Origin of the sequence: Bradyrhizobium sp. LB11.1 (assembly GCF_040549385.1) — a bacterium.
In the GTDB taxonomy this organism is placed as follows: Bacteria; Pseudomonadota; Alphaproteobacteria; order Rhizobiales; family Xanthobacteraceae; genus Bradyrhizobium.
In genome coordinates this window covers 110962-126949 of the sequence record NZ_JBEPTH010000015.1, presented here as the reverse complement: position 1 = coordinate 126949, position 15988 = coordinate 110962, and the positions used below count along the sequence as shown (strand labels likewise).

13 protein-coding genes are annotated in these 15988 nt (G+C 59.1%); all 13 read left to right on the top strand.

What is annotated here, in order from left to right:
* Window positions 1-163: 163 nt before the first annotated feature.
* Window positions 164-586: a response regulator transcription factor gene (locus ABIA96_RS30325; RefSeq protein WP_354052110.1), complete on the top strand. Its 423-nt coding sequence runs from the start codon at window positions 164-166 to the stop codon at window positions 584-586.
* Window positions 577-1209: a NodA family N-acyltransferase gene (locus ABIA96_RS30320; RefSeq protein WP_354052098.1), complete on the top strand. Its 633-nt coding sequence runs from the start codon at window positions 577-579 to the stop codon at window positions 1207-1209. Before ABIA96_RS30325 ends, ABIA96_RS30320 begins: the two co-directional genes overlap by 10 nt.
* Window positions 1206-1865: a chitooligosaccharide deacetylase NodB gene (gene nodB, locus ABIA96_RS30315; protein WP_354069876.1), complete on the top strand. Its 660-nt coding sequence runs from the start codon at window positions 1206-1208 to the stop codon at window positions 1863-1865. The genes ABIA96_RS30320 and nodB overlap by 4 nt, the downstream gene beginning before the upstream one ends.
* Window positions 1866-1879: 14 nt before the next feature.
* Window positions 1880-3238: a chitooligosaccharide synthase NodC gene (gene nodC / locus ABIA96_RS30310; protein WP_354140632.1), complete on the top strand. Its 1359-nt coding sequence runs from the start codon at window positions 1880-1882 to the stop codon at window positions 3236-3238.
* Between the two features lie 24 nt (window positions 3239-3262).
* On the top strand, window positions 3263-3892 hold the full coding sequence (gene nodS, locus ABIA96_RS30305) for a nodulation methyltransferase NodS (protein ID WP_247457881.1): 630 nt from the start codon (window positions 3263-3265) through the stop codon (window positions 3890-3892).
* 12 nt (window positions 3893-3904) lie between these two features.
* Window positions 3905-5617 carry a nodulation protein NodU gene (nodU, locus tag ABIA96_RS30300; protein ID WP_354052094.1) on the top strand — a complete coding sequence of 571 codons (1713 nt, stop codon included), beginning with the start codon at window positions 3905-3907 and terminating at the stop codon, window positions 5615-5617.
* A gap of 4 nt (window positions 5618-5621) precedes the next feature.
* Window positions 5622-6536 carry a nodulation factor ABC transporter ATP-binding protein NodI gene (gene nodI, locus ABIA96_RS30295; RefSeq protein ID WP_354052093.1) on the top strand — a complete coding sequence of 305 codons (915 nt, stop codon included), beginning with the start codon at window positions 5622-5624 and terminating at the stop codon, window positions 6534-6536.
* A gap of 3 nt (window positions 6537-6539) precedes the next feature.
* Complete coding sequence (locus ABIA96_RS30290; protein ID WP_354052091.1) at window positions 6540-7328, top strand: ABC transporter permease; 789 nt, start codon at window positions 6540-6542, stop codon at window positions 7326-7328.
* 198 nt (window positions 7329-7526) lie between these two features.
* Window positions 7527-9533, top strand: a complete 2007-nt coding sequence (locus ABIA96_RS30285; protein ID WP_354052089.1) for a carbamoyltransferase family protein — start codon at window positions 7527-7529, stop codon at window positions 9531-9533.
* Window positions 9534-9734: 201 nt separating this feature from the next.
* Window positions 9735-10709, top strand: coding sequence for a nodulation protein NodZ (locus ABIA96_RS30280; protein WP_247457876.1), 975 nt, complete (start codon window positions 9735-9737; stop codon window positions 10707-10709).
* A 932-nt stretch (window positions 10710-11641) separates the two neighbouring features.
* Window positions 11642-12478, top strand: coding sequence for an SDR family NAD(P)-dependent oxidoreductase (locus ABIA96_RS30275; RefSeq protein ID WP_502916570.1), 837 nt, complete (start codon window positions 11642-11644; stop codon window positions 12476-12478).
* Window positions 12479-12739: 261 nt separating this feature from the next.
* A complete protein-coding gene (gene nifA / locus ABIA96_RS30270; RefSeq protein WP_354052087.1) occupies window positions 12740-14497 on the top strand; it encodes a nif-specific transcriptional activator NifA in 1758 nt (585 codons plus the stop codon).
* Between the two features lie 413 nt (window positions 14498-14910).
* Window positions 14911-15777 (top strand): electron transfer flavoprotein subunit beta/FixA family protein, encoded by an 867-nt coding sequence (locus ABIA96_RS30265; RefSeq protein ID WP_354052085.1) that lies wholly within the window; start codon window positions 14911-14913, stop codon window positions 15775-15777.
* The last annotated feature ends 211 nt before the right edge of the window (window positions 15778-15988 follow it).

Here is a 15988-nt window from a genome sequence, read left to right as displayed (position 1 = left end):
GCTTCGCCAACCCATTCTATACCGGCCGTGTACCGCCGTAGAATTGAGCCAAGGCTCAAGCTGGTCGTATATTTCCCTCCAGTTGGACCCCTTCGGTTGCGGGTACCAAACGAGGTTTGGTCGCATCCGATTGCGTCGTTGCTGCGGAGAAATCGTGCGGAACATGCAAGCGAAGGCGTCCTTGGCGAATCTGATGCGAGTTGCGCACACGCTCGACGTCGTATCCATTGTGAATGCAAATCGGTCAGTGCGTGAAGCTCTGACAGATGTGGTGTTTTCCGCGGGCTACGTACCCGAACCCTTCGAGAGCGCAGACGAGTTCTTGAAATCGGGCCGCCGTTTGATCACGTCGTGCTTGATCGCGGACATGCAGTCGAGCGTGATGAGTGGCTGTGAGATTTTCCATCATCTGGCTGGATCCGGAGGCGTGATTCCCACCGTTGTGCTCACAGACAACTCCGAAGACGATATGAGTCGACCCCTCCAAGCTGGACTCCAGTTCTTGAGCAAGCCTTTCGAGCGCAGCGAACTGTTGGCCTGCGTCAGGAGCCAGATAATGAACAGGAATTACTCTCTATGGAAATGATCGCGCCCGGATCCACACGAGGTGTTTCGGCGCGCCCTCCAGTTCGTTGGAGGCTGTGCTGGGAGAATGAGCTTCAACTTGCTGACCATATTGAATTGTCCGACTTCTTCCGGAAGACCTATGGTCCGACCGGGGCATTCAATGCAAAACCCTTTGAAGGTCATCGAAGCTGGGCCGGCGCAAGGCCTGAGATTCGGGCGATCGGCTACGATGATCGTGGCATCGCGATTCACATCGGCGCACTGCGCCGCTTCATAAAAGTGGGTGAGGTCGACCTGCTTGTGGCTGAACTCGGATTGTACGGGGTACGCCCGGATCTCGAGGGGCTCGGCATCAGCCACTCCATCCGCGTGATGTATCCCGTGTTGCGAGACCTTGGGGTGCCGTTCGGCTTTGGCACGGTCCGATCCGCCCTGCAGAAACATATTACCAGGCTGCTCGGGCGACAGGGATTGGCGACTGTTCTGCCAGGGCTCCGTGTCCGGTCAGCTCGTCCGGATATCTATCTCACTGTGCCTCCGACGCGCGTGGAGGACGTGGTCGGCCTCGTTCTGCCGATTGCGAGGCCAATGAGCGAATGGCCGGCCGGTGAGATGATTGAACGGAACGGGCCAGAACTGTGACCACCGCAGCCAACGAGACTGAAGCGCGGAGCGACTGCGCCGACTTGGGCGGAGAGCGCTGTGTCTATCTGACGTTTGATGATGGTCCCAACCCGCATTGCACGCCGGCTATCCTGGATGTGCTGGCGCAGCATCGGGCCCCCGCCACTTTCTGCGTGATTGGTGCATATGCAGCGGGCCAGCCGGAGCTGATCCAGCGCATCATTGCAGAAGGGCACGAACTCGCAAACCACACAATGACGCACCCGGATTTATCCAAATGCATGCCGGATGAGGTGGAATATGAGATCCTCACGACGAACAAGGTCATCGTGATGGCCTGCCCCCGAGCTTCTGTGCGGCACATGCGTGCGCCGTATGGGAGTTGGACCAAGGAGGCCCTCGCCGCGTCGGCGAAGGCCGAACTGGCAGCCCTGCACTGGTCAGTGGACCCGCAAGACTGGTCTCGTCCTGGCGGCGAGGCGATTGTTGCCGCGGTGCTGGCCTCGGTCCGGCCGGGGGCAATCGTGCTCCTGCACGACGGGTGCCCTCCCGACGAGTTGGAACGCTCCCCTCACTCTGGGCGGCGCGACCAGACTGTGACGGCGCTCGCCCAGCTTATTCCAGCACTGCATGACCTTGGATTTGCAATCCGGTCGCTTCCTCAAACTCACTGAATAGATCAATTCCCATGAGCCTGCTTGCCACCATCAGCACCGCTGCTGTTGCCTCCTACGCGTTGCTCTCCAGCGTCCATAAGAGCGCGCAGGCGCTTTATGCGCTGCGAACCGACGCCTCACTGCCGCCGTACGACCTCGTCGACACCGAAGCTCTGCCCAGCGTGGATGTCATCGTGCCCTGCTTCAACGAGGATCCGCGGACGCTGGCGGCCTGCCTGAAATCTCTCGCAAGCCAGGATTACCCAGGCCGATTGCAAGTCTATGTGGTCGATGACGGCTCTGCAAATGTCGGTGCAGTGGCCCCGGTCCATGGGAGCTACGCGTATGACCCGAGGTTCACGGTCATTCTGCTGCCAAGCAACGTTGGAAAGCGCAAGGCGCAGATCGCAGCGATACGCCGGTCGTTCGGCGATCTCGTGCTCAACGTCGATTCCGACACGGAAATCGCCAGTGACGTGGTCAGCAAGCTCGTAGGCAAGATGCAGGATCCAGCCATCGGCGCGGCCATGGGGCAATTGACCGCCAGCAATCGGAGCGACAGCTGGCTGACCCGATTGATCGACATGGAGTACTGGTTGGCTTGCAACGAAGAGCGCGCGGCGCAGACGCGCTTTGGCGCCGTCATGTGCTGCTGCGGGCCGTGTGCCATGTACCGCCGCTCCGCGCTGCTCTTGCTGCTCGACCAGTACGAGACGCAGTTCTTCCGGGGAAAGCCGAGCGACTTCGGTGAGGACCGCCATCTGACGATCCTCATGCTCAAGGCAGGGTTTCGAACCGAGTACGTTCCGGACGCCATCGCCGCCACGGTGGTCCCGGACAGGCTCTTGCCATATCTGCGGCAACAGCTCCGCTGGGCGCGGAGCACTTACCGCGACACGCTGCTCGGTTTGCACCTGTTGCCCAGCCTGGACTGGTACCTTACGCTCGACGTGCTCGGACAGAACCTCGGGCCGCTGCTGCTCGCCATCTCAACGATTGCCGCGCTCGCTCAGCTCGCGCTCACCGGCACCGTGCCCTGGTGGACCGGTCTGACCATCGGCGCGATGACCATGATTCGATGCAGCGTAGCGGCCCTTCGTGCCCGTGAGCTTCGATTTATCGGCTTCTCGCTGCACACACCGATCAACATCTTCCTCCTGCTCCCGATGAAAGCCTATGCGCTCTGTACCTTGAGCAACAGCGACTGGCTCTCGCGCAAAGTAGCGAAATCGTCAGACGTCGATGAATCGAAGGTCTCGATCGCAGACGCGACAACTGGACCAAGCCTTAACCAGGCATCGGAAACGCCTGGCTCAATTCGCGGGGCAGGTCTTTCGCGCGCTCCCTCGCAGCTGATCGCGCCTGGTGGCATTGTGGCCGAGACTGACTGAGCAGCTTTGTAGGGGGATTCAGTGGTGAGCGTGGACAAGACATATCAGTCGCTGGAGCGGGAGCTGGCAAACGATGACCCGTGGCGGCTTGACGACAATCCGTTCGAACGTGAGCGTCACACCCAGTTGCTACGGCTATCGCTGTCGAACGGCGCCGTCTCAGCCGGCCTCGAGATCGGGTGCGCGGCCGGTGCATTCACAGACAAGCTTGCTCCTCACTGCAAACGGCTCACAGTCATCGATGTTATGCCGCGAGCGATCGGTCGAGCGGTCCAGCGGACCAAGAGGTGGTCACATATCAGCTGGGCGGCGACCGATATTCTGCAGTTCTCGACCGAAGAGCTGTTCGATCTGATCGTGGTGGCCGAAGTTCTCTACTATCTCGAAGACATGACACGGATGCGTACCGCAATCGACAAGATGGTGAAGATGCTTGCTCCACGTGGGCATCTGGTCTTCGGATCTGCACGTGATGCGACCTGCAGGCGATGGGGGCATGTCGCTGGCGCCGAGACAGTCATCACGATTTTGACTGAAGCGCTCATTGAGGTCGAACGCGTGCAGTGCCAGGGGCAGTCGACTGACGAAGACTGCTTGTTGGTCCGCTTTCGCAATCCGGAGCGAACTTCGATCCCTCCCAACGGCCGAGCTTGAAAAGGAGCCACTATGCGTATCTGCGGTATCAAGTTGACGCATGACGGGGCAGTCGCTCTGATCGAGGACGGCCGGGTGGTGTTTTGTATCGAACAGGAGAAGCTGAACAACAATCCGCGTTATCAAACCATTGAAAACCTGGATGCGGTTGTTAGCGCCTTGGCGGAGCACGGGCTGGATCCGAACGATGTTGATCAGTTCGTCATTGATGGCTGGGATGGAGAGTTCGAGTCCCAGTTTGAAGTCCTTAGTGGGACGACGACGATCAAGCTCAAGGGCGCGCCGTATGTCGAACGGCAAGGCGATAGCCCCCTGACGTCCCGCGATCGCATCGGCCTCATGCTTGACGGGAAGCTATATCCCTATCAAAGCTATCCCCATGTCACCGGGCACGTAGCATCCGCATACTGCGCCAGCTCGTTTGCCAAATCCGCACAATCTGCTTTTTGCTTGGTGTGGGACGGCTGCATGTTTCCACGCCTCTACTATGTCGAGCCTCACGGCATCCGGTTCATCGAGTGCCTGTTTCCGATGATAGGTCACGCCTATGCGACGGCAGGACATCACTTTGGACCTTACAGGCGGGCAGACCGGACCAGCTGGGATCTCGGTATTGCCGGCAAGCTGATGGCCTATATCGCCCTGGGATCCCCCGACGAGGACAGTATTAAGACGTTTCAGGAACTTTATGAGGCGCACTTTGCCGCGGATGCTGAGGGCGCTTGTCCTGAGCCTGAAGAGATCAACAGCTCACAATCGCCACTTGAAGCTCTGCACGACTTCTTCGATGCGTGCGCAGTGCGATTGAAGGGAAAGCAAGCCGAAGACGTCCTTGCGTCATTTCACGTCTTCCTAGAGCGTCTGCTGGTTCGCACCATTGCTGATGTTGTGGAGCGGCATTCGGATCTTGCGGGGGCGCGTAACCTCTGCATAGCCGGCGGCTGTGGCCTGAATATTAAGTGGAATAGTGCATTTCGTGCGATAGGCCTGTTCGATATCGTGTGGGTGCCGCCCTTTCCGAACGACAGCGGCTCAGCCATTGGTGCTGCTTGCTCTGCACTGGCGGCACAGCAGGGCTTTAGAGCTCTGGAATGGTCGGTCTACAGTGGACCGGCCCTTCGTCCCAGCGAAGTCCCGCCCGAATGGGAGGGCGCGCCCTGCACTATGGGCGAACTTGCGGCAATCCTCGCTTGCGACAAGCCCGTGATCTTCCTTGCCGGGCGTGCCGAGCTCGGACCACGAGCCTTGGGTGGCAGAAGCATTCTCGCGGCTGCAAGCTGGGAAGGAATGAAAGATCATCTCAACGACATCAAACTTCGTGAGCATTTCAGGCCGGTAGCGCCGATATGCCTGGAGGATCGTGCGGCGGAGATTTTTAGCCCTGGGATACCCGATCCGTACATGCTGTTCGATCACCAGACCCGACCGGAATGGCGCGAGAAAATTCCCGCCGTCGTGCATCTCGATGGATCTGCTCGTCTACAGACCGTTTCCAGAACCTCTCAGCATAAAGTGGCCGAGCTTCTCGTCGAGTACGAGAAGCTCACAGCCATTCCGCTGCTTTGCAATACCAGCGCCAATCTGCATGGACGCGGCTTTTTCCCGGATGCTGCCGCCGCGTGCCAGTGGGGACGCGTCGATCACGTATGGTGTGACGGCCTGCTTTGGACAAAAAAGCGCGCGAGCGAGAAAGCGGCGCGAACAACGTCCGTCGCGATGGCGTAAACAAATGTCAGCCGCGGCAGTCGAACTTTTCCAGGTGAGCAAGTTCTACGACGACAGGCTCGTCGTGGACGCTCTCTCGTTTACGGTCGCGCCGGGAGAGTGCTTCGGTCTGCTGGGACCAAACGGCGCGGGTAAAAGCACGCTTGCGCGTTTGATCCTGGGTGTTGCGTCGCCCGACGCAGGTAAGATATGCGTGCTCGGGGAGCCAGTGCCGGCACGGGCGCGCTTGGCGCGGCGGGGGATCGGGGTTGTCCCACAGTTCGATAACCTTGATCTTCAGCTTACGGTGCGCGAAAACTTGCTCGTTTTCGGGCGCTACTTCGCCATGAGCGCGGCTGAGGTGAAAGCGGTCACGCCGTCCCTACTCGAATTCGCGCGCCTGGAGAACAAGGCGGATGCCCGCGTCGCCGAACTGTCCGGCGGCATGAAGCGACGCCTGACGCTGGCGCGGGCCCTCATTAACGACCCGCAGCTCCTGGTGCTTGATGAGCCGACGACGGGCCTCGATCCGCACGGCCGTCACCTGATCTGGGAACGCTTGCGCTCGCTATTAGGGCGCGGCAAAACGATCCTTCTCACCACCCACTTCATGGAAGAGGCGGAGCGATTGTGCGACCGCCTGTGCGTGCTTGAGCACGGCCGCAAGATCGCCGAAGGTGCGCCTCACGCGCTGATCGAGCAGCAGATCGGCTGCCACGTGATCGAGATTTACGGCGGTAATCCGCATGAACTGCTGCCGCTGGTCAGACCCCAAGTGCAGCGCGCTGAGGTGAGCGGGGAGACGCTCTTCTGCTATGTCACGGATCCAGAGCAGGTGCGCCTCCGGCTTGCCAACCGCACGGATCTCCGCCTTCTGCAGCGTCCTCCAAATCTGGAGGATGTCTTCTTGCGGCTAACCGGGCGAGAGATAAAGGACTGAACGATGTGGCAACGTTTTGCGCCGGCGCTCCCTGCTAATCCATGGAACTGGATCGCGGTATGGCGCCGCAATTTTCTGGTCTGGCGGAAAGTCGCTCTGGCATCGATTCTTGGGAATCTGGCCGAGCCGATGAGCTCTCTGTTCGGTCTCGGTTTTGGCCTTGGAATGATCATAGGTGGCGTTGAGGGGACCTCATACATATCGTTTCTGGCGGCTGGCATGGTCGCCACAAGCGCGATGGTCTCCGCAACCTTCGAAACGATCTATGCGGCTTACGCTCGCATGCAGACAAATTGCACGTGGGAGGCAATGCTCTGTACGCCCCTTACGCTCGGCGACATTGTTCTTGGTGAAGTGGCATGGGCAGCGAGCAAGGCCTTGCTCGCCGGGACGGCGATCACGATTGTCGCCGTCGCGCTGGGTTACGCAGAGTGGTCATCCATCCCCTATGCGTTACCAGCCATCGCCCTCACTGGCGTTACTTTCGCGAGCCTTGCAATGGTCGTTTCAGCACTTGCACCGAGCCACGACTACTTCATCTTCTACCAGTCGCTCATTCTCACGCCCATGATGTATTTGAGCGGGACGATCTTCCCAATGAGCCAGTTGCCCGGTTCATTTCAACGCATCGCGGCCTTATTGCCGCTGACTCATTCGGTCGATCTCATTCGTCCAGCAATGCTCGGTCGGCCGGTCGAGAGCGTCGGATTGCATGTGGGCGCACTTTGCATCTTCGCAGCATTTCCCTTCCTCGTCTCGGCCGTGCTGCTTCGGCAGCGCTTGATGCGGTGAGACGAACAAGACCTAAAGCGAAGCATCGCGTGTGCGAGAGGAGATATCGGGCGTAGCGAACTTCCAATCGCGTGCGACGCTTAAATGCGTCTCGTCAGCTAGCGATGCCTGCTCGGCCCCGCGGGGACGTGCGGCCTACTCCCAAAGCAAGCGATACGAAATAGGCCGACAGGCCTCTCAGGATTAACGGAGAACAAGATGCTGTGTCTAGGATTGAGTGGCGGCCTCGACAAGGTCTATGAAAACCCCCTTGGACTACCGGACACGTTTCTGCACGACGGCGCCGCGGTACTTGTCAAGGACGGGCGCGTGATCGCTGCCGTGGAAGAGGAGCGCCTCAACCGGATCAAACATTCAAACAAGCTCCCGAGCAGTGCGATCGAATACTGTCTTGCAGCCGCGGGTGTGGAGCTTCGCGACGTCGATCGTATTGCGTTCTACGCTACTGAAGCCTATTGCAATGCAATGCTCGAACGGTTGTTCATCTCACAACCGGAAATCTCAATTCCCCTAGACGCGAATCTGCTGCTACGGCACCTTCTAGCCACGGAGTTCGGTACCCAAGTGGATCCTTCCCGGGTGTCATTCGTAGGCCACCATCAGGCCCACGCCGTGAGCGCTCTGGCCATGTCGGGTTTTGAAGAAAGTCTGGTCCTCGCGATCGACGGTTGTGGCGACTTCCTGTCGGGTCTCTTGGCTGTCGGGTCAGGCAGCGAAATGACCGAGCTTATGACGTTTCCAGAGAATAACTCTCTCGGACTGTTCTATCTGGAGACGATCCGATATCTCGGCTACGGCCTGTTCGACGAGTATAAGGTTATGGGACTGGCTCCTTACGGAGATCCCGCACGCTATCGCGAGCTCTTTTCGCAATTTTATGAGCTCTCCGCAAACGGTGGCTACCGCGTTCACCTCGAACGTATCGGCCCGGCATTGCTGCGCAGTATCGAGATCCGGCGAAAGGGAATGCCGTTCACCCAACAGCATCGAGACGTGAGCGCATCGTTGCAGGAGGCGCTGGAGCGGATCGTGTTTCACATTCTTCGGCATTACCGTGAGTCGACCGGAATGAAACGGTTGTGCCTCGCTGGCGGGGTAGCCCACAACTGCACGCTGAACGGAAAACTCCTGTATTCAGGCCTGTTCGAAGACATCTTCGTGCAGCCGGCCGCGCATGACGCCGGATGCGCATTGGGCGCGGCACTGATGGTGTCGAACGAGGCGGGGCAACCTGCGCCCCGCGAGCGATTACAGTCGGTTTATTGGGGGCCAGATGTCGGCAGCGACGACAGCATCGAACAGGAACTGAAGGGATGGGCCGGACACCTCGAGATTGAGCGGACCGCTGACGTCGCAACCAGAGCAGCCGAGTGGATGGCTGATGGCGCCGTGATCGGGTGGGTACAGGGCCGGTCGGAGTTCGGCCCTCGTGCGCTCGGCAACCGCAGTATTCTTGCGGACCCGAGGCCCGCGGCGAACAAGGACCGGATCAATGCGATGGTCAAGAAGCGCGAGAGTTATCGACCATTTGCGCCATCGGTTCTGGAGGAGGATGCGGGCGCGTTCTTTGAGCTGCCGGATGGTCGCGCAGAATACCCCTTCATGAATTTCGTCGTTCGCGTGCGTGAATCCAAGCGTGCTTTGCTGGGCGCGATCACGCATATTGATGGTACGGCTCGGCTGCAAACGGTTTCCCGCACGAACAATGCCTCCTATTGGGAACTCATCAACGCGTTCAAGAGCCGGACAGGCGTCCCGATTTTGCTTAATACGTCGTTCAACAACAATGCCGAACCGATCGTAGATTCCGTTGCCGATGCGATTACGGCGTTTTTGTCGACCGAGCTTGATGGCCTTGTGGTCGGTTCATTCCTCGTCAAGAAGCGGGCAACAATGCTCGAAAGCTGGACAGCACTTGCTGTATCACTGCCGCCCCATGTATCTCTTTACCGAGTTCGCGCTCATGCGGGCCGAGAACGCCACGAGACAGTCTGCGAGATCCGCATGGGTCACTCCAGCCAGGACAGCGTGCGCATCTCGCATGACCTGTTCGACATGCTGATGCAAATTGAGAAGGAAGCTGTTCTTGCCGATCTTCTCGCCAGGGTCACCTCTGACAGGACTAGGCGAGAAGCTCTCGTGAACGAACTGCGCGGGCTCTGGGATCTGCGCCGTATTCGGCTGCATCCGTCACAGACTGCGTGATCGTAGAAGGTGAGCAATGCGGAAGAGGGCTCTTTGGAGGCCTCTTGCATGACCTGCCAATCGCGGTGCCGTGGAGGAGGGCTTGCAGGTTGATTGCCTTGCGCCCAGGTGACCAGCCGTCCATTGGCGTGGATCGGAATCGCAGATGAGTAGGTGGCGCCACACAAAACTGATCTTGCGCAACGAGAAGGGTTTGATGACTTGACCAAGGAACGCTTTGTTATTTCTCGGAGGCGTACCGGCTTTGGTGACTGCCTCTGGTCGCTGGCGTCAGCCTGGTCGTACGCGCAGCGGACCGGGCGGACGCTCGTCGTTGACTGGCGCGGTTCCTGCTACATCGACCGACCGTTCAGCAACGCCTTTCCGGTGTTCTTCGAGCCGGTTGAGGACATCGCTGGGGTACCGGTGATTTGCGATGACCGGATCAACCAGCTCTCGTTTCCCGGACCGTTCTTCCCGCGGTGGTGGAATAGGCCATCGGTCGACTGCATCAATCGTCCGGATGAGCAGATCTTCCGAGAACGTGACGAACTGACCGAGCTGTTCCAAGCAAGAGAAGATAACGAAGCCAACACCATTGTCTGTGACGCCTGCCTGATGTGGCGTTGTGGCGAGGAAGCCGAACGACTGATCTTTCGGAACATCAAGCTCAGGTCTGAGATACAAGCGCGGATCGACGACTTGTATGAGAAACATTTTAGCGGCCATAGCATCATTGGCGTTCATGTTCGGCACGGCAATGGCGAAGATATCATGGAGCATGCGCCGTACTGGGCTGATTCGGAGCTCGCCCTTAGTCAGGTCTGCATGGCAATCCGTAAAGCCAAAGCTTTGCCATATCCAAAGCCCGTAAAGGTCTTTCTGTGCACGGACAGTGCACAGGTGCTCGATCGCCTATCGGGTCTGTTTCCCGATGTCTTCGCCGTACCAAAACGTTTCCAGGCCGATCGGGCAGGGCCGTTGCATAGTGCGGAAATGGGAATTGAAGGTGGAGCTTCCGCTCTCATCGACATGTATCTTCTTGCGCGCTGCGCTACCGTGATCCGCTTTCCCCCCACCAGCGCCTTCACGCGCTATGCCCGTCTGCTCGTGCCACGGATTATTGAATTCGACCAGAGCAATCCGAAGCGCTTGACCATGATCGATAATCCAAACGAGCATTTCGCGGCTTGCTGAAGCGCCAGAATGTGGGCCTGAACAATGGCGGGCTAGATCATCGGTCTGATGCTGCTTGCTTCGAAACCGTCGAGTTTCGCAACGTGTCGCAGGAACGTTGGATGGCGACTTCCGTCCCGCAAGCGACGGCTGACCGGCGCACTACCACGGATGCGGTGCGGTGGGAGGGCGAATGACTCAGAAGCGTAAGGCCAATGCCAGCGGGCGCCGGCGGCCTTGCCCCGCAATGCTTCGGGCCCTCCGGTGTAAGTCGAAGGCCGCGCAGAAAGGTTATGGCTCTGTCATCCTCCGGCCAAAATGCGCCATCGCTGGCCAGACGGTGAAAAGCACGGCAATGGCGGTCCGGGTCGCCGAGGAAATCTGACGTAACAGACAGTCACGTCAGAATGTCCCAGCAGCAAGGAGGCGCAGCCGGTAGATGGATTGCCTTTGCTGGGCAACCCTTTTGCAGCCAGCTCGTTTTCTGGACGACGGTCTTGTTCATGCTCGCTCGCAGAGTCCTTTCGAACGGAGGTCTGATGAACCGCGCGGCCGGTGGCCCATCGATATTGCTCAAGAGCCGTATGTGCGGCCGCGCGTGACCAGACGAAGACAAACTTGGACGAACCGGCCATTGAATCCTGATCTCCGCCAAAGGCAGCTAATCTATCTCGTCAGCGCGCATGAGCCACAGACCACTCGTGGAGTGGTGACGCAGTGAGCTCGCCATGGAAACCCCAGCCTCTCGGTCTCGAAGGCGTGGCGCACGCAGTGGGCAGAACGCGGGAGCTCGACGACAGCCATTGCTGCGGCGTTGCCGGTGTCGAAAAGCAAACAGGTCGATGTTCGGAACCTGCCATTTGCGTCCTAAAAGCGCGCCACCTGTGCCCTGCGTCGCTCTGGCCCGGATCCTGCACAGGTGCACAGCCGAGGGGAGCGGAAGGGAGTCGCGTGTGAATCCAGGTCTATCGGATGACAATGCGGTCGCAGCTAAATCGTCGGAAACGGACCCGCGTGGTCCAATTCACGCCGATGGAGCGGGCCGTCCGCTGCGTGAGCGGAAGACGCTGGTATTGACCGGGGCATCGCGCGGTATCGGTCGCGCCACCGGAAGATTGTTCTCGGAAGCTGGTTGGCGCATCATTTCTTGCGCGCGCCAACCATTCGACGCGGTGCGCTGCCCATGGGACTCAGAGGGGGATAGCTATATCGAAGTCGACCTAAGCGATCATCGGACGCTACCGCGCGTGATTGCCCAGATAAAGGAGCGCCTTGCCGGCGCACCGCTGCAGGGACTGATAAACAATGCCGGAAACTCACCAAAAGCGCCAAACGGTGCCCGGCTTACGTCGCTGGCGACCTCAGTCGATACCTGGATGAGCGTGTTCCACCTCAATCTCGTGGCGCCGATCCTGCTCGCTCAAGGTCTGTTCGATGAGCTAAAAGCGGCTTCAGGCTCGATCGTCAATGTGACTTCGATCGCCGGAGCGCGGGTGCATCCATTTGCAGGCACGGCATATGCCACGTCGAAAGCTGCGCTCGCTTGTCTCACGCGCGAAATGGCGCACGATTACGCCTCACATGGCATTCGCGTCAATGCAATCGCGCCCGGCGAAATCAAGACGGACATTTTGTCGCCTGACACGGAAGCGCATCTTGTGCCAATGATCCCACTACGCCGGGTGGGTACACCCGAAGAGGTCGCCAAGGTCATTTACTTCCTATGTTCAGATGCGGCAAGTTATGTCACTGGCGCCGAAGTGCCGATCAATGGCGGGCAACACTTGTGAGTGAATCCGTCCCTGGCGAACCCGGCTAACTGAGCTTCATCGATGGAAGCCATGTTGGCCGGGGCTGATCCGCGCAGTGAGTTGGAAAGAATAAGGCGGAAGATCTAGTCACTGCAAGTGCTGCCGGGGTGCCATGAAGAGGCGTCATCTCTCGCCCCCGCCCTGAGAACTGGTTGTCAGATCGAGGCAGGCATGCAACACGAGTCTAACAAGTCCGATCGAGGTGATGGGGAGGATCAAGATAGGAACGGAGAAGTCATTATGCTGGACAGCGTTTCCCTGCGCGAAAGACCAAAGTCAACCTCCGACGCGGACCCTTCCGCTTCTATTCTGCCGTCGCAAGAGAAATCGCTAAGCACGATCGTTGAAATAGCGCACACGCTCACCGGCCTATGCCGGCTCGAAGCCAAGCTGGCGAGCGTCATCGAGCGTCTGCCCTCGCTCATGCAGATGCGGCGCGGCATCGTATGTCTGTTCGAACATGACGGGATGCCCCAGATCATCGTAGATGACGTCCGGAGCGAAGGGCGCGACGCGCGTTGCGGGGGCCGCTTGCCGCAAGGAGCAATCGATCAAATTGTGGCGACGGGGCGGCCCCTCGTCGTCGAGAACGTAGCGCTGCATTCGATCTTCAGTCCTTCGGACGTCGAGATGCTAGACGCAGCCGGTAATACGTGTGTTGCGTTCATCGGCGTTCCCATAGAGATTGACGAGAAAGTTGTGGGTGCGCTGAGCATCGACCGCATCGCAGACAACGGGACGCGTGCGCAGCTCGAGGACGACCTCGGCCTGCTGACGATGGTCGCAAGCCTTCTGGGCCAGACGGCGAAGCTGCATTGCACCTTTGTGCGCGACCGCGGGCGGCTTATGGATGAGGAGTTCCGGATGCAGAAGCAGCTGTCGTCCGAGCTCATGCCTCATGGGCGGGAGCGTAAGAAGGTCCAAGTCGAGGGAATTATCGGCGACAGTCCGGCGCTGCGCGCGATGCTTGAGAAGATCGAGCTGATCGCAAAATCGAATAGCACCGTTCTGTTGCGTGGCGAATCGGGTACCGGCAAAGAGCTGGTCGCGAAGGCTATTCACGAGCGTTCAGGCCGCGCCAAACGCCCCTTTATCAAACTCAATTGCGCAGCCCTCACCGAGACGGTGCTGGAATCCGAATTGTTCGGTCACGAGAAGGGGGCGTTTACGGGCGCATTCAACGCGCGCAAGGGTCGCTTCGAACTCGCCGACAAGGGAACGTTGTTTCTGGATGAGATTGGCGAGATCTCGGCTTCGTTTCAGGCGAAACTCCTGCGCGTGCTTCAGGAGCAGGAGTTCGAGCGGGTGGGCGGCAATCAGACGATCAAAGTCGACGTCCGCGTGATTGCAGCCACGAATAAGAATCTTGAAGAGGCGGTGGCAAGGAAGGACTTTCGTGCCGATCTCTATTATCGCATTAGCGTGGTTCCTCTGCTACTGCCGCCGCTGCGCGAACGACGCACTGATATTCCGCTTCTCGCCGCTCGATTCTTGAAGAACTTCAACAATGAGAACGGCCGTGCTCTGGTCGTCGATTCAAGTGCGATTGACGTTCTTATGAATTGCGGATTTCCCGGTAATGTCCGCGAGCTGGAGAACTGTGTGCAGCGGACCGCGACCCTGGCGCACGGATCGTCGATCGCAAGAGACGATTTTGCCTGCTGGCACGGGCAATGCCTGTCCGCCACGCTATGGAAGCCCGGGCCGGAGCAAGTGGCGCGACAGCAGAGCCCGATAATCTCACTTCCCGCGAGGCTGAGCATGCCGCCGACACAAGCTGTGGCACACGTTCAGCCGGTCGGTAGCGAACTGACGCCGCTAGAGTCACCCGGCCGACCTAGCATAGGTGCCGCCAAGGTCACAGATCGCGAGCGCGTAATCGCGGCGATGGAAAGGTCGGGGTGGGTACAGGCCAAGGCGGCGCGCCTGCTTGGACTGACGCCGCGCCAGATTGGCTATGCCTTGAGAAGGCACGGTATCGAGATCAAGCGCTTCTGAATAAAAAGTCGGCTCGCGTCTCTCTCGATCGTCGGGCGCGGTAGGAGAGCGTGCGCAAGAGGCGGTACTCTGGTCCATGAAGCGGATACGAAACCGATGTGCTCTGCTTGGGGGTGGCCATGCCGGGAGCGTAAGCCCTCTTCGCGTCAGCCGCGTGCTAGTCATCGGCTTGCAATGTATTCGCCCGATGAGAAGTGATTAGGTGTCGAACTAGCGCAAGATCGCGGCCGCGCCGTTTCTGCCGCGACTCAGATCAGAGAGAGATCACGTCCGCTTTGCGCAGCCCGTCGCAGTCCCGACAACGGTCTCACCGTCAGTCGCCAGCCGTTGCATTCGTCTCATGGGCGAAATGCCTGGGGTGGTATGACAGTTGCTATTCGTGGGGAGCCTGCTCAACATCTTAGGAGAAGCATATGCACAGCATCGTCTGCATCAAACAGGTGCCCGACTCCGCACAAATCCGCGTGCATCCTGTCACGAATACGATCATGCGTCAGGGCGTGCCGACAATCATCAACCCATATGATCTGTTCGCACTGGAAGCTGCGCTCGAGCTACGAGACAAGTTCGGCGGCGAAATCACTGTTCTCACAATGGGGCCGCCATCGGCCGAAGAATCTCTCCGAAAGGCGCTGACATTTGGTGCCGATCGTGCTGTCCTGCTCACTGATCGTAGTTTCGCGGGCTCCGACACGCTGGCGACGAGTTACGCGCTGGCGTGCGCGATTCGCAATATCGGCAAGGAATATGGCCCACCAGACGTCATATTCACCGGCAAGCAGACTATCGATGGCGATACGGCGCAGGTGGGACCTGGCATTGCGAAGAGGCTCGGGGTCCAGCAGCTTACATATGTTTTCACAATCAAAGCGTTAGACTTCAAAGTACGCACGATCGATGCGGAACGGCGCTGCGAAGGAGGAGTCCAGGTGCTGCGTTCCAAGCTTCCTTGTCTCGTCAGCATGTTAGAGGCAAGCAATCAAATTCGTCGCGGTGCAATGATCGATGCCTTGCGTGCGGCCCGTGCCTCAATCGTAAAATGGAGCGCTCAAACTGCCCGCGTGGATGACATGGCCAAATGCGGTCTGAGGGGGTCGCCGACCGTCGTCAAGCGTGTCTTCGCGCCCTCCGCACGAGCGGAGAAGGCCACGTGGGTGGAAGCGGCCGAGCAGCCGGCGCAAGCGTTGATCGACGCCATGTTCAAGCGCAACCCTACGCTCGAGACGGAGCTCGCACAGCTTGCGCGCGGTACCTCATCCGCGCAAACTAGCGGTGCGTGAAGTCGCGGCTGATCGATCGGAGGCATCGATGGCCTGGGCCGTGGTCATGCATTGGCCCGTCGCTCGGTGCACCAGGCACGATTCAATCTTTTCAACCGCTCGCTAGGTTTGGCGAGCTGCGATACACCAGGTCCACCTGGGGAATTCATGCAGCCTCAAGACGTGCCCCGTTCAGTTTTCTTGACAGCGCACGTGGGCTCGCGCGAGGGAT